At 69.8% G+C, this 19,564-nt stretch carries 16 protein-coding genes and 1 pseudogene; 7 read left to right on the top strand and 10 right to left on the bottom strand.

The window, feature by feature from the left end; all coding sequences use genetic code 11:
• Positions 1-154: 154 nt before the first annotated feature.
• Positions 155-1,030, bottom strand: a complete 876-nt coding sequence (locus tag OG207_RS18860) for a GNAT family N-acetyltransferase (RefSeq protein WP_329099654.1) — start codon at positions 1,028-1,030, stop codon at positions 155-157.
• 253 nt (positions 1,031-1,283) lie between these two features.
• Here OG207_RS18860 and OG207_RS18855 point away from each other — a divergent pair, with 253 nt between their 5' ends.
• Positions 1,284-2,117, top strand: coding sequence for a transposase family protein (locus tag OG207_RS18855; protein ID WP_329099653.1), 834 nt, complete (start codon positions 1,284-1,286; stop codon positions 2,115-2,117).
• 2 nt (positions 2,118-2,119) lie between these two features.
• On the opposite strand, the gene OG207_RS18850 is transcribed toward OG207_RS18855, so the two are convergent.
• Both OG207_RS18850 and OG207_RS18845 read right to left on the bottom strand, forming a co-directional pair.
• Entirely contained in the window at positions 2,120-2,584 is a 465-nt protein-coding gene (locus OG207_RS18850; protein ID WP_329099652.1) for a hypothetical protein, read from the bottom strand.
• Positions 2,585-2,746: 162 nt separating this feature from the next.
• A pseudogene (locus OG207_RS18845) lies at positions 2,747-3,213 on the bottom strand (Uma2 family endonuclease); the annotation flags it as partial.
• A gap of 191 nt (positions 3,214-3,404) precedes the next feature.
• Here OG207_RS18845 and OG207_RS18840 point away from each other — a divergent pair.
• Complete coding sequence (locus tag OG207_RS18840) at positions 3,405-4,670, top strand: IS701 family transposase (protein WP_329095407.1); 1,266 nt, start codon at positions 3,405-3,407, stop codon at positions 4,668-4,670.
• A gap of 111 nt (positions 4,671-4,781) precedes the next feature.
• On the opposite strand, the gene OG207_RS18835 is transcribed toward OG207_RS18840, so the two are convergent.
• The gene (locus tag OG207_RS18835) at positions 4,782-5,399 is read right to left on the bottom strand and encodes a hypothetical protein (protein WP_329099650.1); all 618 of its coding nucleotides are present in this window, start codon (positions 5,397-5,399) and stop codon (positions 4,782-4,784) included.
• Between the two features lie 181 nt (positions 5,400-5,580).
• On the bottom strand, positions 5,581-6,804 hold the full coding sequence (fahA, locus tag OG207_RS18830) for a fumarylacetoacetase (RefSeq protein ID WP_329099649.1): 1,224 nt from the start codon (positions 6,802-6,804) through the stop codon (positions 5,581-5,583).
• A 339-nt stretch (positions 6,805-7,143) separates the two neighbouring features.
• On the opposite strand from fahA, the gene OG207_RS18825 reads away from it, so the two are divergent.
• Positions 7,144-7,962, top strand: coding sequence for an HAD family hydrolase (locus tag OG207_RS18825; protein ID WP_329099648.1), 819 nt, complete (start codon positions 7,144-7,146; stop codon positions 7,960-7,962).
• Positions 7,963-8,006: 44 nt separating this feature from the next.
• Here OG207_RS18825 and OG207_RS18820 read toward each other — a convergent pair whose 3' ends face one another.
• Positions 8,007-10,010 (bottom strand): CocE/NonD family hydrolase, encoded by a 2,004-nt coding sequence (locus OG207_RS18820; protein ID WP_329099647.1) that lies wholly within the window; start codon positions 10,008-10,010, stop codon positions 8,007-8,009.
• A 459-nt stretch (positions 10,011-10,469) separates the two neighbouring features.
• Between OG207_RS18820 and OG207_RS18815 the strand changes: the two genes are divergently transcribed.
• The 4 genes from OG207_RS18815 to OG207_RS18800 all read left to right on the top strand — a co-directional run bounded on the left by OG207_RS18815 (position 10,470) and on the right by OG207_RS18800 (position 13,640).
• Positions 10,470-11,480 (top strand): polyprenyl synthetase family protein, encoded by a 1,011-nt coding sequence (locus tag OG207_RS18815; protein ID WP_150258736.1) that lies wholly within the window; start codon positions 10,470-10,472, stop codon positions 11,478-11,480.
• A 222-nt stretch (positions 11,481-11,702) separates the two neighbouring features.
• Positions 11,703-12,917, top strand: a complete 1,215-nt coding sequence (locus OG207_RS18810) for a LolA family protein (protein ID WP_329099646.1) — start codon at positions 11,703-11,705, stop codon at positions 12,915-12,917.
• A 106-nt stretch (positions 12,918-13,023) separates the two neighbouring features.
• On the top strand, positions 13,024-13,227 hold the full coding sequence (locus OG207_RS18805) for a ribbon-helix-helix domain-containing protein (RefSeq protein WP_223835884.1): 204 nt from the start codon (positions 13,024-13,026) through the stop codon (positions 13,225-13,227).
• Positions 13,224-13,640 (top strand): hypothetical protein, encoded by a 417-nt coding sequence (locus tag OG207_RS18800; protein WP_329099645.1) that lies wholly within the window; start codon positions 13,224-13,226, stop codon positions 13,638-13,640. Before OG207_RS18805 ends, OG207_RS18800 begins: the two co-directional genes overlap by 4 nt.
• Positions 13,641-13,654: 14 nt before the next feature.
• On the opposite strand, the gene OG207_RS18795 is transcribed toward OG207_RS18800, so the two are convergent.
• From OG207_RS18795 to OG207_RS18780, 4 genes are all read right to left on the bottom strand, one after another.
• Positions 13,655-14,971 (bottom strand): M28 family metallopeptidase, encoded by a 1,317-nt coding sequence (locus OG207_RS18795; protein WP_329099644.1) that lies wholly within the window; start codon positions 14,969-14,971, stop codon positions 13,655-13,657.
• 269 nt (positions 14,972-15,240) lie between these two features.
• Complete coding sequence (gene rarD, locus OG207_RS18790) at positions 15,241-16,185, bottom strand: EamA family transporter RarD (RefSeq protein WP_329099643.1); 945 nt, start codon at positions 16,183-16,185, stop codon at positions 15,241-15,243.
• A 272-nt stretch (positions 16,186-16,457) separates the two neighbouring features.
• Positions 16,458-17,537, bottom strand: a complete 1,080-nt coding sequence (locus OG207_RS18785) for a 2-oxoacid:ferredoxin oxidoreductase subunit beta (RefSeq protein ID WP_329099641.1) — start codon at positions 17,535-17,537, stop codon at positions 16,458-16,460.
• Entirely contained in the window at positions 17,530-19,473 is a 1,944-nt protein-coding gene (locus OG207_RS18780) for a 2-oxoacid:acceptor oxidoreductase subunit alpha (protein ID WP_329099639.1), read from the bottom strand. The genes OG207_RS18785 and OG207_RS18780 overlap by 8 nt, the downstream gene beginning before the upstream one ends.
• Positions 19,474-19,564: the final 91 nt, after the last annotated feature.

Below are 19,564 nucleotides of genomic sequence, written 5' to 3'. Positions count from 1 at the left end.
CCCGGGGTAACGGGTTCTCTTGGCCCCGGGTGAGGAACGGATTGTTTTGGCCCCACCTGTCCGTTCCTGGTGGGAGTGAGCGGTTCCCCCGCTATCTGATCGGCGAAGTGATCGGGTCCCGGTCGTTCTGATTAATGGGATCCGGTCAGCGTCCTCAGTCGGTCGGTGTGCCGACATAGGTGTGAGTGCGGGTGTACGCGGTGAAGCCCATGGACTCGTACAGCCGCTTGGGGATGGGGTATGCGGCGTCGCCGCGCGAGTAGACGATGGCACGGTGGCCGCCGGCGTCGGCGAAGGCGTGCAGCACCGCGATGCAGGCGGCTCGGGCGAGACCGAGGCGGCGGTGATCGGGGTGGGTGCCGACGGGTTCGAACTCACCGATTCCGTTGGTCGGGTCGTACCAGCCTTGGCAGTAGGCGACGACTTCCCCGGTGGGCGAGGTCACGATGAGATCGTGCTCGGGCCGGTAGGGCCAGGTGTCCCTCATGCGGGCGTGTCGTTCGGTGGTGATTCGCGTCGATCCGAAGGCGCCGCGGTGTGCTGCCGCCCGGCCTGCCACATCGGCATGGTCGCGCTGGGGGCGGATCGAGTAGCCGTCCGGCAGGTGCGGGATGTCCGGCAGGTCGGCGAGGGGGCGGCCAAGGCACGCCATGAACGGGCCGCCGTCGGTCCGTGTGTATCCGCGCTGCTCCAGCGCCTTGATCAGGTGCGGTTCGGTCTCGGTGACGTCGATGCTCAGCGGGCCTGATGCCGTGTGTTCGGCCCAGGTGAGAACCTCGTGAGCCAGTTCCGGGTGCTCCGGGTCGACCTGGAGCATCAAGGTGTCGGGCAGTTCTAACCAGCCCCAGGCCAGCGTCTGGTCGCCCTGGGTCCAGACGGCTGTCGGGTACTGGTCGGCGCGGTCGAGGGCCAGGCACCAGTTCCAGGCGAGGTCGCCGATGTGGTGGTAGCCGGTTGCCGGAAAAGTTCGGGTGGCCAGGCTCTGCATGGCGCGCAGTGCTGCGGGTCCGGCGTGCTCATGTCGTTGCATGGCGCCATGCTGTCGAACTGGTTTTTGATCAAGCAACGGAGTATCGGGGTTGCGACCCGTGGGTCAGTCGCTCACATGGGCGGTTTGTGTCCCGTTCTTCCTGCTCAGTCCCGCCGGAACTGCACACTCGCATGCCCCGGGACTACTTTGCACGGTTCGAGGTCGGCCCCAGCAGAACTGACAAAAGCCAGCTCGAAGGCACCTCATCAATAATGGGCGTAACCAGGGTGCCCCCGGCGCCCGTTGGAATTGTGTGAAGAATACCAAGGAGCATGCCGAGGACACCTGCCCGCTTGTCTATCAGTGCCGTCTGCCGCTGTCCACGCGCACCGTCAGCCACCTCGCCGATCTGCTGCGGCGTCATCTGAAGGCGATTCGCTCCAGGTGGCGGATCCTGCCGCCTGGGAAGATCGCGGTGATCGTGCTGGCCGTACTGCGTCACGACCAGCGCCTGGCCGACATGGCCGGCGGCAACGACGTGTCCGAGTCCACCGTCCGCCGCTGGCGCGACGAGCTGATCGGACTGCTCGCCGCCCAAGCCCCGCGCCTGGACCGCGCCCTGAAGAAGGTCGCCAAGCAGGGCGGGGAACTGGTCCTGATCGACGGCACCCTCATCCGCACCAGGCGCCGTACCGGAAGAGCTGACCGGCGGAACTATTCCGGCAAGCACCGCAGCCATGGCCTGCACTTTCTCGCCCTGACCGACGAGAACGGGCGCCTGATCTGGATATCCGCCGCCCGGCCCGGCCGCACCCACGACAACACCGCCGCCCGCCACGACCACATCCTGGCCCACCTGCGCGCCGCCGGCCTCGGGGCGCTGGCCGACCTCGGCTTCCGCGGCCTGGACAACGACATCCTCGACCCCGTGATCGTCACTGGTTACGCCGCCAGCCGCACTCACAAGCTCACCCCGGGCCAGAAGGGAGCCAACCGCGTCCTCGCCGTCGGACGTGCACCGGTCGAGCACGGCTTCGCTCACCTAAAGAACTGGCGGATCCTCACCAAGCTCCGAACCGATCCCGCCCGCGCCACCCAGCTCCTGCGAGCTCTGCTCGTCTTGACGAACCTCGAAGTCAACCGCTGAGGTCAGTAGGCGTTCATGTACCAAAACGCGCCACCGAGGAAAATCGGCAGCGTGAAAGCTATCTGGAGCGTCCAGGGAACACCTGGTCCCTCGTCGTCAGGCTTGCCGGGGTTCTCCGCACGCCACGTCATGAAGGCACGCATCGCCTTCCAGTGGCCCACGACACCCAGGGCGATGCCCAGGATCCCCCCGCAGTAGACGGGAAGCAGCTCCTTCAGAGACCAGTCGTAGTTGGCGCTGAAGGCCACAGTCGCCAGGAACCCTGCCACCGGACCGCACGACACCCAGATCATCTGCCGCCGGTTGACCATCCCAGGGAACAACACGGCGAGATACAGAACCACACTGACCGCGGCGAACAGCCACCACAGCGGAGAGGACTTCTCCAGCACCAGAACCCTTTCATCTGCCTTCGCGATCGTGTCCCGAAGGCCCCCCACCTCGCCCGCAACGGCTATCTGTCCCACCGTTGCCGCAGCTCAAGGCCCATAGGACAACCCTAATAGCCCGCAGATGATGAAAATCAGGGGGGGACGATCTACTTCGCAGGCGGTGGCCCACAACCAGCGTGAGCATCCCGAGAGCCGGTCACACCAGCCCTTTGACCTGCGGCTTCAGGTTGGCGGAGGCTCCTTGTTCTCGACCCGCCAGAAGTGGACGATCCCGGCCCTGGCGTACTTCAACGGCTTGGTTTCGCGGTCACGTCCGACGGAGTCGGGGGAGACCACCTCGATGGCCAGCACCACTGCCTCGGCGGGGAACCGGGTTTGTTCCAGATCGTCTACGACATCTGTGCGTACGACCACCACGTCCGGCTCGGGCCGATTGCGTTTGTCGATGTCGATCGTGAACGCGCGAAAGATCTCGAAGTCGGCGGGGCCACCGACCGCAGCTGCCACTTGAACAAGTCGACGGCTCGCTCGTGGAAGATGCTCTGCGGACTCACGAAGATCAGGCTCCCGTCGATCAGCTCCGTGTGCGGAGGCAGATTCGGCAGCGTGTCCAGGTCGTCCGCGGTCCAGCCGCCCACGGGCGGGACGGGCCAGCGGGGTCCCGGCTCCCGCTCAGGCTGCGGCGCTGCGGGTTCGACGCTCATCAGTGCTCCCATGGGGCAGAGTCTCGCGAGTGCGATCAGCGTATCGCCCGGGATTCCCGGAGAAGCCGTCCTTACAGGCGAGTCATATGCCTACGGCGCTTGACAGCATCGACGGGCCCGGACTAGTAGGGCTTGGTCAGGTTGGGGCTGGTGTTGCGTGTCCTAAGGGCTCGGTGAGTCGTTCAAGACGTGTGACGCCGGAGGAAATTGCAGCTGTACGTGGCGAGTTGGAGGACTTCGCGGCGGAGGTTTTCGAGCCGTTCGCGCGTAAGGATCAGCGTCGGTGGGGGCGGGTTTACCTGCGGGGCCTGCTCACGGACGGGCAGCGCAAGTCGGTCGAGCCGATGGCCGCCCGGCTGGGCGAGGACGGGAACCGTCAGGCCCTGGCCCACTTCATCACCACCAGCCCGTGGGACCCCGCGCATGTGCGGGCCCGGCTGGCCTGGAGCATGGAGAAGGCGATCCGGCCCACCGTGCTGATCTTCGATGACACCGGCTTCCTCAAGGACGGCAATGCCTCGGCGTGTGTCTCGCGGCAGTACACCGGCACTGCGGGCAAGGTCACCAACTGCCAGGTGGGCGTCTCCCTGCACCTGGCCTCGGACCACGCCTCGGTGGCGGTCAACTGGCGGCTGTTCCAGCCCGAGGCCTGGGACCCCGCCTCGCCGAAGGCGGACCCGGCCAAGGTCGCCCGCCGCACCGCCTGCGGCATTCCCGACGACACCGGGCATGTGGAGAAATGGCAGCTGGCCCTGGACATGCTGGATGAGACCCGCTCGTGGGGCATCGAGGTGCCGCTGGCCGTCGCGGACGCCGGATACGGAGACGCGGCGGCATTCCGGCACGGCCTGCAGGCCCGCGGCCTCAACTACATGGTGGGGATCTCCACCACCCTCTCGGCCCAGCCCGGCGAAGCCGTGCCGGTGACCGAGCCCTACTCCGGGAACGGACGGCCACCCGTGGCGAAGTACCCGGACAAGCCGCAGTCGGTGAAACAGCTGGTCATCGCGGCCGGCCGGAAGACGGCGAAGCCAGTGCAATGGCGTGAGGGCTCCCGGCCCGGCACCGGCCGCAGCGGCTTCAAGCGGATGTACTCGCGGTTCGTGGCCTTGCGGATCCGGCCTGCCGGTCGCGAGGTCCGCCACACGGTCGAGGGCCCGGAACTGCCCGCATGCTGGCTGCTGGCCGAGTGGCCGGCCGACCAGGGCGAACCCGTTCAGTTCTGGCTCTCCGACCTGCCCGCCGACACCCCGCTGACCACCCTGGTCCGCCTGGCCAAGCTCCGCTGGCGCATCGAGCACGACTACCGCGAGATGAAACAGGCCCTGGGACTTGCCCACTTCGAGGGACGCACCTGGAACGGATGGCACCACCACGTCACCCTCGTATCCGTCGCCCACGCCTTCTGCACCCTGCAACGACTGGCCAGAGCCCCAAAAGACATGGCGCCGGCCTGAGCCTCTACCAAGTCGTCCGCGAGCTACAAACCCTCCTCGCGACATGGACCGGCGCATGCCCCACCTGCCACCGCGGCATACCCACACCAACCCCAACCTGACCAAGCCCTACTAGTGGCCGTGCGCGTGGGCGTCGGCCGGCTTGCCCGGGACGGGGGCCTTGAACGGGCAGGTCAGCGCCGGGTTCCAGTTGTGGAAGCGGCCCGCCGGGTTCTTCTTGTACGCCCACATGTGGAGGTCGTAGTGCTTGGGCATGCCCTTCCAGTGGCCCGGCATCGGGCCGTCGAAGGGCAGCCCGAACATGCTCGGCCGGTCGTCGGCGGTCTTCAGGTCCTGGTCCCGGTCGGTGGACATCCACTCCACGGTCTCCAGCCGGCGACGGCCGTTGCGGTCCTTGTCCCTGCTGTAGAGGAGCGCGGTCGGCCTGGCCGGGTCCTTCGAACCCCAGTTGGCCTGCTTGACGTAGTGGTAGTTCATGGCACCCACCCCGAACGGGTTGGTCATGCACTCCTGGCCGTGGGGGACGTACCCGTCCTTGAGGGCTTCCCGCTCGTCCGCGTACTTGGCCGTCGCCGCGATCGCCGTCGCCATGTCCCGCACGGCCTGCTCGTTCCGCGGATCGGGTGCGGGTCCCTCCACTCCGTGCGCCGGGACCACGGCGGTCAGACCCAGCGACACGGCGGCGGTGATCACGAGGGCGGTCTTGCGTACACGGACACGGGGGGACATGGGGACTCCTGCCGTCGACGGGCTTTCGTCCACCATCCCGGTGCCCCGCGGGCCCTGCACGCCGCGGACCCCCAAACGGGGGGCCGGCAACGCTGCCTGACACCGCGTGAGGGCCAGCAGGCTCGGCGGGGCGGCGAGAAGATCCGCCACCCCGCCGGCCGTGTGCGCCGTGGGCGCCCGACTAGCGGGCGCCCACGATGCGGCCGGTGACCTCGCCGAGGCCGACGCGCGTGCCGTCCGGGCCGGGGGCCCAGGCGGTGAGGGTGACGGTGTCCCCGTCCTCCAGGAAGGTGCGCTTGCCGTCGGTGAGCTCGATGGCGTCGCGGCCGTTCCAGGTGAGCTCCAGCAGCGAGCCGCGCTGGCCGACCTCGGGGCCGCTGACGGTGCCGGAGCCGAAGACGTCGCCGGTGCGCAGGGAGGCGCCGTTGACGGTCATGTGGGCGAGCTGCTGGGCGGCCGTCCAGTACATGGTGGCGAAGGGCGGCTGCGCCACTTCCTGCCCGTTGATGGAGACGGTGATGCGCAGGTCGAAGCCGCCGGGGCGGTCGAGGTCGGCGTCGTCCAGGTAGGGCTGGAGCGGGAAGTCCCGGGCGGGCGGGGCGACGCGTGCCGTGTCGAGGGCCTCCAGCGGGGTGACCCAGGCGGAGACGGACGTGGCGAAGGACTTGCCGAGGAACGGGCCGAGCGGCACGTACTCCCAGGCCTGGATGTCGCGCGCCGACCAGTCGTTGAGCAGGAACAGCCCGAAGACGTGCTCCTCGAAGTCGCCCAGCGCCACCGGGCGGCCCATCTCGGACGGGGTACCGACGACGAAGCCGACCTCGGCCTCGATGTCGAGCTTGACGGACGGGCCGAAGACGGGCGCCGGGTCGGTGGGCGCCTTGCGCTGGCCGCTCGGGCGCACGACGTCGGTGCCGGAGACCACGATCGTGCCGGAGCGGCCGTGGTAGCCGATGGGCAGGTGCTTCCAGTTGGGCGTCAGCGCGTCGCCGTCCGGGCGGAACATCTTCCCGACGTTGGTGGCGTGGTGCTCGCTCGCGTAGAAGTCGACGTAGTCGGCGACCTCGTACGGAAGGTGCAGGGTGACCTCGTCGAGCGGCACCAGGTGCGGCTCGACGGTGGGGCGGTGGCCGGGGTCGGTCACCCAGGCGGTCAGCGCGCGGCGCACGTCGCGCCACGCCGTGTGGCCGGCGGCGAGCAGCGGGTTGAGGGAGGTCCGTCCGAGCAGGTCGGCGAACGGGGAGCCGAGCGAGGTCGCGGCCGCCCCCGCGTCGAGGACGAATCCGCCGATGCGCACGCCGACCCGTCGCCGGTCGTCCGCGGCGGTCGAGAAGACGCCGTAGGGGAGGTTGTGCGGCCCGAACGGGTCGCCCTCGGGGACATCGAGGGGGCTCTGCTGGGGCATGGGGTACTGCCTCGCTTTCGACGCGGTCCGGGGGTGTCCCGGTAGACACGGTGCGGGACACGCTACTCAGGATCCCGCAGGAAAGCGCGGGTGCCCGGGCGGAGATGAAACACACCTCTGGACGACGCCTGTGGTCAGGTATCCACAGTTCCGGTCATATCTGATCTTTTGGTGCGTGAGGCCGATCGAGAGCCCTACGGTCGGGGTTGTGTACTTCCCTGCCCTGCCCCTGCCCCGCTCGACTCGGGAGCGCATCAAAGTGACGGATGGGACGTGGGGGAGGCCGGATTCCTGCTCTATTTGTAGGACTTGTCCAAAGGGGTCCGTATCCTAGGCGCCGTGACTTCCGCCCTTCCTCCGGCCCTTCCCTATGCCTTGATCGCCACAGACCTGGACGGGACTCTGCTGCAAGCCGGGGACACCGTCTCCGCCCGCTCGTACGAGGCGCTCGCGACGGCTTGCGCGGCCGGCGCCCAACACATCATCGTCACCGGACGCCCCGTCCCCCAGGTCCGACACGTCCTGGACCGGCTCGGCTACACGGGGCTCGCGGTGTGCGGGCAGGGCGCGCAGGTGTACGACGCGGCGCGCGGATGCCTGCTGCGCTCCGTGTCCATGGACCGGGAGCTGGCCGAGGTGGCCCTCGGCAAGATCGAGGCGGAGGTCGGCGAGGTCTACGCGGCGGTCAACCAGGAGGGCCTGGACGCGGAGATGCTGATAGGGCCGGGCTACCGGATGTGGCACCCCCACCTGCCGACGGTCCGCGTCCCGCGGCGCTGCGACCTGTGGTCGGCGCCGATCAACAAGGTGCTGCTCCAGCACCCGGAGCTGGACGACGACGAGCTGACACGGGTGGCGCGGTCGGTGGTCGGCCACCTGGTGAACGTCACGATGGCGGGCGAGCACACGGTGGAACTCCAGCCGCCGGGCATCGACAAGGCCAGCGGGCTCGCACGGGCGGCGGACGTCCTTGGCGTCTCCCCGTCCCGGACGATCGCCTTCGGGGACATGCCGAACGACATCCCGATGTTCGCGTGGGCGGCCCACGGGGTGGCGATGGCGAACGCGCACCGCGAGCTCGTGGCCGTCGCCGACGAGATCACCCTCTCGAACGAGGACGACGGCATCGCGGTGGTCCTGGAACGGCTCTTCGGCTGACCGCCGCTTCCGGGGGCGCCGCCCGTCGGGGCGGCTCCAGCCGCTCAGCCCGCCGTGCGCGGTAGCCGGCGCTCCCACGTCCGGTGGAAGACCACCTCGTCCCCCTCCCGGCACACCACCTCGTTCGACGTCACGAAGCCGCCCTCGTCACAGGAGATCTCCGACCGGGTCTCCACCCTCGCGTCCCAGCCCAGTTCCGGCCGGTGGAGCCGGATCCGCCACCGCGACCGCGCCCGCGCCGACAGCGCGTCCGCGTCCTGGATCTCGTACACCTCCTCCGCGTCCTCGCCGTACTCCAGGCCGTCCGGGTACACCCGGGTGCCCCCGTACCGCGGGTCCACCTCCAGCCGCCACGTCCCGCGCGCGACGTCCCGTACGACCAGCCGTTCCGGGCGCGGTTCGTCCAGCGTCGCCGGGAAGACCACGCCCAGCGGCTCCGCCTGCTCCGGGGCCTCGAAGACGATCCCGCCGTCCGCCGCGGAGCCCGCCCGCACCGGCAGGGTCAGCGCGCTGCCCGCCGGGTCCAGGGTCCAGCCGACCTCGGACCCGGCCCGCGGCCAGATCCACGGCCAGTACGCGGAGGACACGGCGAGCCGGATCCGGTGCCCCGGCGCGAAGGCGTGGCCGATGCCGTTCAGCTCGAAGGCGACGTCCTCGTACGCGCCCACCGGCCAGGGCAGCGCCCGGTCGCGGCCCCGGCGGGCCGAGAGGTTCAGCGCGCCCCGCGTGACCAGCGTCGAGGAGCCGTCCGGGGCCACGTCGCAGAGCCGGGCGACCACCTGCCCGTACGGCACGTCGAGCCGCAGCCGCAGGGTGACCGACGGCCGCCCCAGGATCTCCACCGGCTCCTCGCGCCCCACCGGGAACTCGAAGCAGGCCGACTTCGCGTCCTCCTCCCGCTGGTCCGGCGGCAGGTCGGCGTCGTTGCCGAAGGGGAAGAACCGGCCCGCGTCCAGCCCGGTGTGCTGCGGGGAGGCCACCGCCACCGGCGCGCCCTGGAACACGTACGGGACGGGGATGACGGACGCCGACGGCCAGGACCTCTCGCCGACCCAGCGGCCCGGGAGCTCCTTGTACACCGTCGCCGGCGGGTGCGAGTCGCTGATCCAGCTGCGCAGCAGCGGTTCCTCCATCACCCCGTTGTCCGCGCCCTTCAGCCAGTGGTCCCACCAGCGCAGGGTCTCCTGCAGGAAGCCGATGGCCGGTCCCGGCGGCAGGCCGCGGTCCGGGTACTGGTGCGACCAGGGGCCGATCAGGCCCCGCACGCGGGCGGGCGGCAGGTGTTCGACCAGCCTCAGCACGGTGTCCCGGTACGGGTCGTGCCAGCCGCCGACCGCGAGCACGGCCGCTCCGATGGCCGGGTAGTCCTCGCAGACGCTGCCGTGGCGCCAGTAGGCGTCGCGCGTCTGGTGGGAGAGCCAGGTGTGGACGAGCGGTTCCACCGCCTCCAACCGCTCCAGCCACTGCCGGCGCCAGTCGTCGCCGACGAACTGCGGGTCCGGCGGCCGGGAGGCGAAGGCCAGCATGGTCGCCGCCCACGCGTGCATGTCCACGGCGAGCACCGAGCCGCCCATGTAGTGCACGTCGTTGTCGTACCGGTCGTCCGTCGAGCAGACGGTGACGACCGCCTTCAGCGGCTCGGGGGCCAGTGCCGCGATCTGGAGGGAGTTGAACCCGCCCCACGAGATCCCGAACATCCCCACTGACCCCGTGCACCACGGCTGCGCCGCCAGCCACTCCACCACCGCCACACCGTCGGCCAGCTCACGGGCGTCGTACTCGTCTCCCGGCACGCCCCCGCTACAGCCGTGCCCGCGCACGTCCACCCGTACGGAGGCGTAGCCGTGCCCCGCGTACCAGGGGTGGCGCTGCCGGTCGCGCGGAGCGGTCCAGTCGGTGAGCCGGTACGGGAGGTACTCCAGCAGGGCCGGAACCGGCTCGTCCGTCACCGGGCGCCAGATCCGCGCGTACAGCTCGACACCGTCGGGCAGTGGGATCCGGACATCCTCGTGGGTGGTGCCGTACGGGAAGTCGGTACGGATGATCATCTGGTCTCAGCCGCCAATCGCCTCGGACGTTCGCCCCGGAGGTTCACCTCGGTCCACCGGCCCCTCTGACCCTCGGACCCGGCCGCGGTGGAGGGCTCCGCCACTTGGCCGTGGACGCCGTGCCGGCCCCGTTCGGCCGGGGCTCGGCGAGCCGTCCGCCGGCGACGCAGACGAGGTGGAGCATGGTCCCGTAGACCGCCGAGACGGAGGTGGCGGCCGGTCGGCCTCCGGACCGGCGGGCCCGTCCACATCGGTCGCAGTTCTAGGCAAAACTATTTCTCCGGTGTTTCGGCTCATTCCGAACATACCGGTGCTCATTGGACAGTGCGCGGGTGGTGGCCGGGAAGGCGCTCTCGGTGATCGAAAACAGACCCGATACGCTGGCTTGAGTGATGGCAGCGACACATCGACAATCCATGTGATCGTCAGCGTGATCGTCAGCAGACAGGAGTACCCCTCGTGACCGTCGTCGGGCCGTTCGGACTGAGCGTGCGGGACCAGGCTCTGGAGACCGATGTCCAGGCCGGACTGGCCGCCGTCGAGGCGGGTCTGCTGGAAGCCACCAAGAGCGAAGTCCCCTTCATCACCGAGGCCGCACAACACCTGGTCCGGGCCGGAGGCAAGCGCTTCCGGCCGCTGCTGGTGATGCTCGCGTCCCGTTTCGGTGATCCCTACGCGCCCGGCATCGTGCCGTCCGCCGTCGTGGTCGAGCTCACGCACCTCGCGACGCTCTACCACGACGACGTCATGGACGAGGCGGACGTCCGCCGCGGGGTGGAGAGCGCCAACGCCCGCTGGGGCAACTCGGTGGCGGTCCTCACGGGTGACTTCCTGTTCGCCCGCGCCTCGCACATCCTGGCCGACCTCGGGCCGGAAGCCGTGCGCATCCAAGCAGAGGCCTTCGAACGGCTGGTGACGGGCCAGATCCTGGAGACGGCCGGTCCGCGCGACGGCCGCGACCCCGTCGCCCACTACCTCGACGTCATCGCCGGCAAGACCGGCTCGCTGATCGCGGTCTCCGGCCGCTTCGGCGCGCTCATGTCCGGCGCCGACGAGTCGGTCGTCGACATCCTGACCCAGTACGGCGAGCGGCTCGGCACCGCCTTCCAGCTCGCCGACGACGTTCTCGACATTGCCTCCGACGCGCACGAGTCCGGCAAGACCCCGGGCACCGACCTGCGCGAGGGCATTCCGACGCTGCCCGTGCTGCGGCTGCGCGAGATGGCGGCCCAGGGCGGCGACCCGGCCGACCTGGAGCTCGTACGACTCCTGGACGGCGACCTGACGGACGACGCCCGCCACGCCGAGGTGCTCACCCGGCTGCGGGCGCACCCCGCCCTGGAGCGGGCCCGCCGCGACACCATCCAGTACGCGGAGGACGCGCGGGCCATGCTGGCGCCGCTGCCGGAGTGCTTCGCCAAGTCGGCGCTCGAAGAGCTCTGCGACGCGGTGGTGCACCGCGCCGGGTAACGGCCACGAGTGCGGAACGGGCCCTTCCGCCCCGGTGACCCCTACGGGTCGGGGGAGGAGGGCCCTTTCCATGTCATCCCACGGGCGTACACGGAGTTGCGTCCGGGGACTGACGCCCCACGGCCGCAGATTTGGTCAGATGGAGTCATCAAACCCCACCAGATCGGGTGAGCGCGGCGACATGGTGGTCACCGCAGTCGACACAGAGGGCAGGGCACTGACATGGCACCGAACACCAAGACTTCCCGCAAGGCCGCCCGGTACGCCGTACCGGTAGCGGTGGCGGGCGTGGCCGCGGCGACCGTTGCGATGGTCCCGGCCTTCGCCAACGCCGGCGGGCCCGACCTGCCGAAGGTGACGGCGCAGCAGCTCATCGAGAAGGTCGCGGCCTCGGACGTGCAGCAGCTGTCCGGCACCGCCCGGATCACCACCGACCTGGGGCTGCCGAAGATCGCGAGCGGGCTGCTCGGCGGCGGCGGCATCGCGGGCGGCTCCGCCAACCCGGAGGACAAGGTCGCCCAGCTGGCGAACGGCAGCCACACCCTGCGCGTCGCGGCCGACGGCCCGGACCGCCAGCGGCTGACCTTCCTCGACGGCAAGGACGAGTACAGCCTCATCCACAACGGTGACGACGTGTGGGGCTACGACTCCAAGTCGAACGAGGTCTTCCACGAGAAGAACGCCGAGGCCGGCCAGGGCAAGGGCAAGGACGGCGGCAAGGAGCACAAGACCGCCGATCGGCTGGCCGCCTCGCCGCAGAAGCTGGCCGAGGAGATCCTGAAGTCCGCCGGCCCCACCACGGACGTCAGCGTGGGCGACACCGCGCAGGTGGCCGGCCGGGACGCCTACCAGCTGGTGCTGAAGCCCAAGCAGAGCGGCTCCACGGTCGGCTCGGTCCAGATCGCGGTGGACGCCAAGAACGGCGTGCCGCTGCGCGTGCAGCTGCTGTCCGCCCAGGGCGGCAAGCCGATCGTGGACGCCGGCTTCACCAAGGTCGACTTCGCCAAGCCGGCCGCGGACACCTTCTCCTTCGCCGCCCCCAAGGGCGCCAAGGTGACCGAGGGCGTGGACGGGGCGGGCAAGGGCGGCGCGGACGAGCACCGCAAGGCGCTGGAGTCCATCCCCGGCCTCGGTGATCTGGCCGGCGGCGCGGGCGGCAAGGGCGACGTGAAGGTGCTCGGCGAGGGTTGGTCGACCATCGCCCGGATCGACTCGGGCGTGAACCGGAGCCTGAAGGACCTGGAGAACGACAAGAACGCCCCGAAGGAGGCCAAGCAGTTCCTCGACTCCCTCGGGGAGAAGGCCACCGGGAAGTTCGGTGAGGGCCGTGTCCTGTCGACCCGCCTGGTCAACGCCCTGATCACGGACGACGGCAAGGTCTACGTCGGCGCCGTCACCAAGGACGCGCTGGTCAAGGCGGCCGACGCCAACAAGTAGTCGGTAGTCGGACGGGCAGCCGCGAGGGTGGGCCGGGACTGTGTCCCTGCCCACCCTTGCGGCATTCCCGCTCCCCGTACAGCACACCCGCTGTACGGTGTTGGACATGTCGAGACACGTCACCATCCGCCTGGACGAAGAGTTCCACGAGCGCCTGAAGGCACGTGCGGCGGCCCTGGGGACGACGGTCACCGCGCTGATCACCGAGGTCACGGAACGCGAACTCGACGAGGACCGGAAGAACTTCCTCTCCGGCATAGAGGAGTTCGCCGACCATTGGGGTTACTTCCAGCAACGGTTCGGCAATTGAAGATCACCATGGAGTGGGCCTGGACGGCTCTGGCCCACCATCTCCCGTCCGATCCCGCCGTGTGGGATCCCTCCGGGGTGGCCGCCGCGGTCGCCCGGCACCAGAACGACCTCGTCCTGGTGCCCGAACAGCCCGCCCCGGACACCGCGTGGCGGGCTGCCGCGTTTTTGCACACCCTCGCGGTGTGTCCGGCGCTGGAATCCCCGATGAACGAGTTCTACGCGGCCGCCGCCACCCGCTCGTACCTACGGGTGGCCGGGGCGGAGCAGCTGCCCTCGCCGGAGGAGCTCGGCGATCTGGTGGAGGCGGCGAAGCTGGGCCGCGTGGACATCGCGGCCGTGGCCGAGGAGCTGCGCGCCCGCATCCAGGGACCGCTCCAGGCGTCCTCGCCGTCTCGCGCCGAGGACGCCTGAGGCGGGCGGAAGGCCTAGAAGGTGATCTTCCAGCTGTTGATGTAGCCGACGTCCTGCGCCGCCGTGTCCTTGACCCGGAGGTTCCAGACACCGTTGGCGACCTCGCTGGAGGCGTTGACGGTGTACGTCTGGACGAGGTTGTCGGCGCTGCCGCCCGTGCGGTTGTGCAGGTTGTAGACGGTGCCGTCGGGGGCGATCAGGTCGACCACGAGGTCACCGCGGTAGGTGTGGACGATGTTCACGTCGACCTTGGTGGTCGCGGGCGCGTTGCCCGTGACGCCGGAGACCGTGATCGGCGAGGACACCGCTGCCGCGGGGGAATCCGGGATGTTCACGTCCGCGGTGTTCTCGAAGGACGGGCCCGGCGGGACCGGAGTGGCCGCCCCGAGCGTCCAGATCGCGTAGGCGACGGCGTCGGAATTGCGGTCCAGGGCGGTGTCGTTGATGTTCGTCAGACTGTCGCAGGAGGAGTGGTAGCAGCGGTCGAAGGCCTGACCGGAGGTGCCGCCCCACTTCTGGGCCTGCGCCGCCGTCTTGGTGTAGTCGGCGCCGGAGAACAGGCCACCGACGGGGATGCCCGCGCTCTTGAAGGGGGCGTGGTCGGAGCGGCCGTCGCCCTCGGTCTCGATCTCGGTCGGGATGCCGAGGCCGGCGTAGTAGTTCTTGAAGGTCTGCTCGATCGTCGGGTCGTCGTCGTAGACGAAGTAGCCCGGGTTCGGCGAGCCGATCATGTCGAAGTTCAGATAGCCGGAGATCTTTGCCTTCTCGGCCGCCGGCAGGTTGTTGACGTAGTACTTCGAGCCGATCAGGCCCAGCTCCTCCGCGCCCCACCAGCCGAAACGCAGGTGCTTGGTGGGCTGCAGACCGGCCCGGGAGACGGCGAGGGCCGTTTCCAGGACGGCAGCGCTGCCGGAGCCGTTGTCGTTGATGCCGGCGCCCGAGGTCACCGAGTCCAGGTGCGACCCGGCCATCAGGACCGAGTTCGGGTCGCCGCCCGGCCAGTCGGCGATCAAGTTGTAGCCGGTGGCGCCGCTGGAGGTGAAGGTCTGCAGGGTGGTCGTGAAGCCGGCCGCGTCGAGCTTGCCCTTCACGTAGTCGATGGAGGCCTTGTACCCGGCCCTGCCGTGGGCACGGTTGCCACCGTTGTTGGCGGCGATGGTCGAGAGCTGTGACAGGTGGGCCTTGACGTTGGCCAGCGGTATGTCGGGCGGTGTCGGCGCCGCGGCGACCGCCGAGGGTGCGGCGAGTGCGGCGGGGGCGGCGGAGGCGAACAGGCCGGCGACCGCGAACGCGGTCACGGCAGCAAGGCGCCGGGAGACGGACAGGCTCATGTGGGGGCTCCGGGATTCCGCGGGGACATGACGGAACGAGTGGGGATAGAGCGGGTGAGCGTTAGTGCGTCAGTGCGAGCCTGATGTTCAGCGAGAGTATGACTGTCCGTCAAGACCACAATTCGGTCAGGGCGGTTCGGAAAGCGGACGATCCCCGGTACGGGTGGCCCGTACCGGGGATCGAGGGTGTGGAGGGTTGACCGGCGCGCCCCGCGGGGTGCGGTGATGCGAGCCCCGACGGCGGTGTCGGGCGGGCTCGCGGGCGGGCGCTACGCGGGCTCGCGGGCCGGCGTCGCCAGGACGGTCGCCGCCGCGGCCAGCCTGACCCGGGACTGCCGCGCCGTACGCAGAGCGTCCCAGGTGAGAATCGCGAGCGCGGCCCACACCAGGGAGAAGCCCGCCCAGCGCTCGGGCGGCATGGCCTCGTGGAAGTACAGGACGCCGAGCCCGAACTGGAAGAGCGGGGCCAGGTACTGGAGCAGCCCGAGGGTGGAGAGCGGGACCCGGACCGCCGCCATTCCGAAGAACACCAGCGGGACCGCGGTGACCAGCCCGGTCGAGGCCAGCAGGAGCGAGTGGCCGACACCGTGCGAGGTGAAGGTGGACTGGCCCTGCGCACCGAGCCACAGGACGTATCCGAGGGCGGGCAGGAACAGCACGGCCGTCTCGGCGGTCAGCGACTCCAGGCCGCCCATGTTGAGCTTCTTCTTGATCAGCCCGTAGGTGGCGAAGGAGAAGGCGAGGATCAGCGAGATCCACGGCGGCCGTCCGTAGCCGACGGCGAGCACCAGCACGGCGGCGAAGCTGAGGCCGACCGCCACCCACTGCGCCCGGCGCAGCCGTTCACCGAGCACCAGCACGCCGATGGCGATGCTGACCAGGGGATTGATGAAGTAGCCGAGGCTGGCCTCGACGACGTTCCCGCTGTTGACGGCCCAGATGTAGAGGCCCCAGTTCACGCTGATCACCGTGGCGGCCAGCGCGGTCAGGCCGAGCTTGCGGGGCTGGCGGAGCAGCTCCCGTATCCAGCCCCAGCGGCGCAGCGCGAGCAGCGCCAGACCGACCGCGGCCAGGGACCACACCATGCGGTGGGCGAGGATCTCGATCGCCCCGGAGGGCATGAGGAGCGGCCAGAAGAGGGGAACGAGCCCCCACAATCCGTATGCGCCGAATCCGTAGAGCAAACCCGTGCGCTGCTCGTTCTCTGCCTTCACGGGGCCTCCCGTACGACTTCCAGCCAACTTCACGACGGTATCGCCGTACGGCCGAGATGTCATGCCCGTAGCCGGGAGATACTCCTGACACCTTTCGGGGCCCGCGCGCCGAGCGAGGTCCCCGGGGGCGCGGGGCTCCGGGCCCGGCGAGTCCCTGCGAAGCCACGCGGGCCCCTGCGAAGCCCCGTGAGGTCCCGGGGCGCGCCGACACGTGACGGAGCCCGGATCCTGGCGCAGGATCCGGGCTCTGTCACGCGTCGGCGGTGTGCGCGCTAGCCGACGACCGTCCAGGTGTCGTTGCCGGTCAACAGCGCCCCGAGGTCGCCCTTGCCACTGCGGTCGATGGCCGCGTCGAGCTGGTCGGCCATGAGGGTGTCGTAGACGGGCCGCTCCACGCTGCGGAACACCCCGATCGGGGTGTGGTGCAGCGTGTCGGGGTCGGCGAGGCGGGAGAGCGCGAAGGAGGTGGTGGCGCTGGCGTTCTTCGCGTCGTGCACCAGGATCCGCGCCTCGTTGGCCGCGGTGACGTCCACGACCTCGAGGTCCCCGGTGGCCGGGTTGCGTACGACACCCTTCGCGCCGTCCGAGCCGAAGCGGATCGGCTGCCCGTCCTCCAACCGGATCACGGCTTCCAGGGCCTGGTCCTTGTCCTTGAGGACCTCGAAGGCGCCGTCGTTGAAGATGTTGCAGTTCTGGTAGATCTCCACGAGCGCCGTGCCCTGGTGGTCGGCCGCCTGCCGCAGCACCTCGGTGAGGTGCTTGCGGTCGGAGTCGACGGTGCGGGCGACGAAGGAGGCCTCGGCCCCGATCGCCAGCGACACCGGGTTGAAGGGTGCGTCGAGCGAGCCCATCGGCGTCGACTTGGTGATCTTGCCGAGCTCGGAGGTGGGGGAGTACTGGCCCTTGGTCAGCCCGTAGATCCGGTTGTTGAAGAGCAGGATCTTGAGGTTGACGTTGCGGCGGAGGGCGTGGATGAGGTGGTTGCCGCCGATGGACAGCGCGTCGCCGTCGCCCGTGACCACCCAGACGGACAGGTCGCGGCGGGAGGTGGCGAGGCCGGTGGCGATGGCCGGGGCGCGACCGTGGATGGAGTGCATCCCGTACGTGTTCATGTAGTACGGGAAGCGGGAGGAGCAGCCGATGCCCGAAACGAAGACGATGTTCTCCTTCGCCAGGCCCAGTTCGGGCATGAAGCCCTGAACCGCGGCCAGCACGGCGTAGTCACCGCAACCGGGGCACCAGCGGACCTCCTGGTCCGACTTGAAGTCCTTCATCGACTGCTTGCTCTCGGCCTTCGGTACCAGCGAGAGCAGGGTCCGCGCCCCGTCGGTCGCCTCGGTCACCTCAGTCATCGATGGCCTCCTTGAGAACCGTGGCGAGCTGCTCGGCCTTGAACGGCATTCCGTTGACCTGGTTGTACGACCGGGCGTCGACCAGGTATTTCGCCCGGATCAGGGTGGCGAGCTGCCCGAGGTTCATCTCCGGCACCACTACCTTCTCGTAACGCTCCAGGACCCCGCCGAGATTCCTGGGGAAGGGGTTGAGGTGGCGCAGGTGGGCCTGGGCGATGGGCAGTCCGGCGTTCCGCAGCCGGCGGACGGCCGCGGTGATGGGGCCGTAGGTGGAACCCCAGCCCAGGACCAGGGTGGTGGCGCCGTCCGGGTCGTCGACCTCGATGTCGGGCACCCGGATGCCGTCGACCTTGGCCTGGCGGGTGCGGACCATGAGGTCGTGGTTGGCCGGGTCGTAGGAGATGTTGCCGCTGCCGTCCTGCTTCTCGATGCCGCCGATGCGGTGTTCGAGGCCGGGCGTGCCGGGGATGGCCCAGGGGCGGGCGAGGGTTTCCGGGTCCCGCTTGTACGGCCAGAACACCTCGGTGCCGTCGGACAGGGTGTGGTTCGCGCCGGTGGCGAACTTGACCTTCAGGTCGGGCAGGTCGGCGACCTCGGGGATCCGCCAGGGCTCGGACCCGTTGGCGAGGTAGCCGTCGGAGAGCAGGAAGACCGGAGTCCGGTAGGTGAGCGCGATCCGGGCCGCATCGAGGGCGGCGTCGAAGCAGTCCGCGGGGGTCCGCGGGGCCACGATCGGGACGGGGGCCTCGCCGTTGCGGCCGAACATGGCCTGGAGGAGGTCTGCCTGCTCCGTCTTGGTCGGCAGCCCGGTGGACGGGCCGCCGCGCTGGATGTCCACGATCAGCAGCGGAAGCTCCAGGGACACCGCGAGGCCGATCGCTTCCGATTTGAGCGCCACACCGGGCCCGGAGGTGGTGGTCACCCCGAGCGCGCCGCCGAAGGCCGCGCCGAGCGCCGCGCCGATGCCGGCGATCTCGTCCTCGGCCTGGAAGGTCCGCACGCCGAAGTTCTTGTGCTTCGACAGCTCGTGCAGGATGTCCGAGGCCGGGGTGATCGGGTAGGAGCCCAGGTAGAGGGGCAGGTCGGCCTGTTGGCTCGCGGCGACGAGGCCGTAGGAGAGCGCCAGGTTCCCGGAGATGTTGCGGTAGGTGCCGGTCGGGAAGGCGCGGGTGGCGGGGGCGACCTCGTAGGAGACCGCGAAGTCCTCGGTCGTCTCCCCGAAGTTCCAGCCGGCCCGGAAGGCGGCGACGTTCGCCTCGGCGATGTCGGGCTTCTTCGCGAACTTCTGCCGCAGGAAGTTTTCGGTGCCCTCGGTGGGGCGGTGGTACATCCACGACAGCAGGCCCAGCGCGAACATGTTCTTGCTGCGCTCGGCCTCCTTGCGGGAGAGGCCGAAATCCTTCAGCGCCTCGACCGTCAGGGTGGTCAGCGGTACCGGGTGCAGGCTGTAGGCGTCGAGTGAGCCGTCCTCCAGCGGCGAGGTGGCGTAGCCGACCTTGGCCATGGGGCGCTTGGTGAACTCATCCGTGTTGATGATGATCTCCGCGCCGCGCGGCAGGTCCGCGATGTTCGCCTTGAGGGCCGCCGGGTTCATCGCCACCAGCACGTTCGGGGCGTCGCCCGGGGTGAGGATGTCGTGGTCGGCGAAGTGGAGCTGGAAGGAGGAGACGCCCGGGAGGGTGCCGGCGGGGGCGCGGATCTCGGCGGGGAAGTTCGGCAGCGTCGACAGGTCGTTCCCGAAGGACGCCGTTTCCGAGGTGAAGCGGTCACCGGTGAGCTGCATACCGTCACCGGAGTCACCTGCGAATCGGATGATCACACGATCGAGGCGGCGCACTTCCTTGCCGCCCGGACTCTCCGGAGTGCGCTGTCCACCGACAACCGCACCCCCGGCCCCGTCGGCCTGCTCGGCTGGGCTGCTGACCTGGCTGGTCACTGAACTGGACCTCCTTCGAGGCGTGACCCCCCGGGACCCACCCTACGACGGTAGGGATCAAGGCCCCCAGGAGCGGTCACATTCTGGACCG

Source organism: Streptomyces sp. NBC_01439 (assembly GCF_036227605.1).
In the GTDB taxonomy this organism is placed as follows: Bacteria; Actinomycetota; Actinomycetes; order Streptomycetales; family Streptomycetaceae; genus Streptomyces.
Note: the sequence above shows the minus strand (reverse complement) of the source record. Positions and strands in the feature narration are given on the sequence as shown.

Excerpts from the sequence above, each read along its gene's own strand:
- OG207_RS18860 (WP_329099654.1), bottom strand. The coding sequence starts at position 1,030 with ATGCAACGACATGAGCACGCCGGACCCGCAGCACTGCGCGCCATGCAG.
- OG207_RS18835 (WP_329099650.1), bottom strand. The coding sequence starts at position 5,399 with ATGTCCCCCCGTGTCCGTGTACGCAAGACCGCCCTCGTGATCACCGCC.
- fahA (WP_329099649.1), bottom strand. The coding sequence starts at position 6,804 with ATGCCCCAGCAGAGCCCCCTCGATGTCCCCGAGGGCGACCCGTTCGGG.
- OG207_RS18820 (WP_329099647.1), bottom strand. The coding sequence starts at position 10,010 with ATGATCATCCGTACCGACTTCCCGTACGGCACCACCCACGAGGATGTC.
- OG207_RS18810 (WP_329099646.1), top strand. The coding sequence starts at position 11,703 with ATGGCACCGAACACCAAGACTTCCCGCAAGGCCGCCCGGTACGCCGTA.
- OG207_RS18805 (WP_223835884.1), top strand. The coding sequence starts at position 13,024 with ATGTCGAGACACGTCACCATCCGCCTGGACGAAGAGTTCCACGAGCGC.
- OG207_RS18795 (WP_329099644.1), bottom strand. The coding sequence starts at position 14,971 with ATGAGCCTGTCCGTCTCCCGGCGCCTTGCTGCCGTGACCGCGTTCGCG.
- OG207_RS18785 (WP_329099641.1), bottom strand. The coding sequence starts at position 17,537 with ATGACTGAGGTGACCGAGGCGACCGACGGGGCGCGGACCCTGCTCTCG.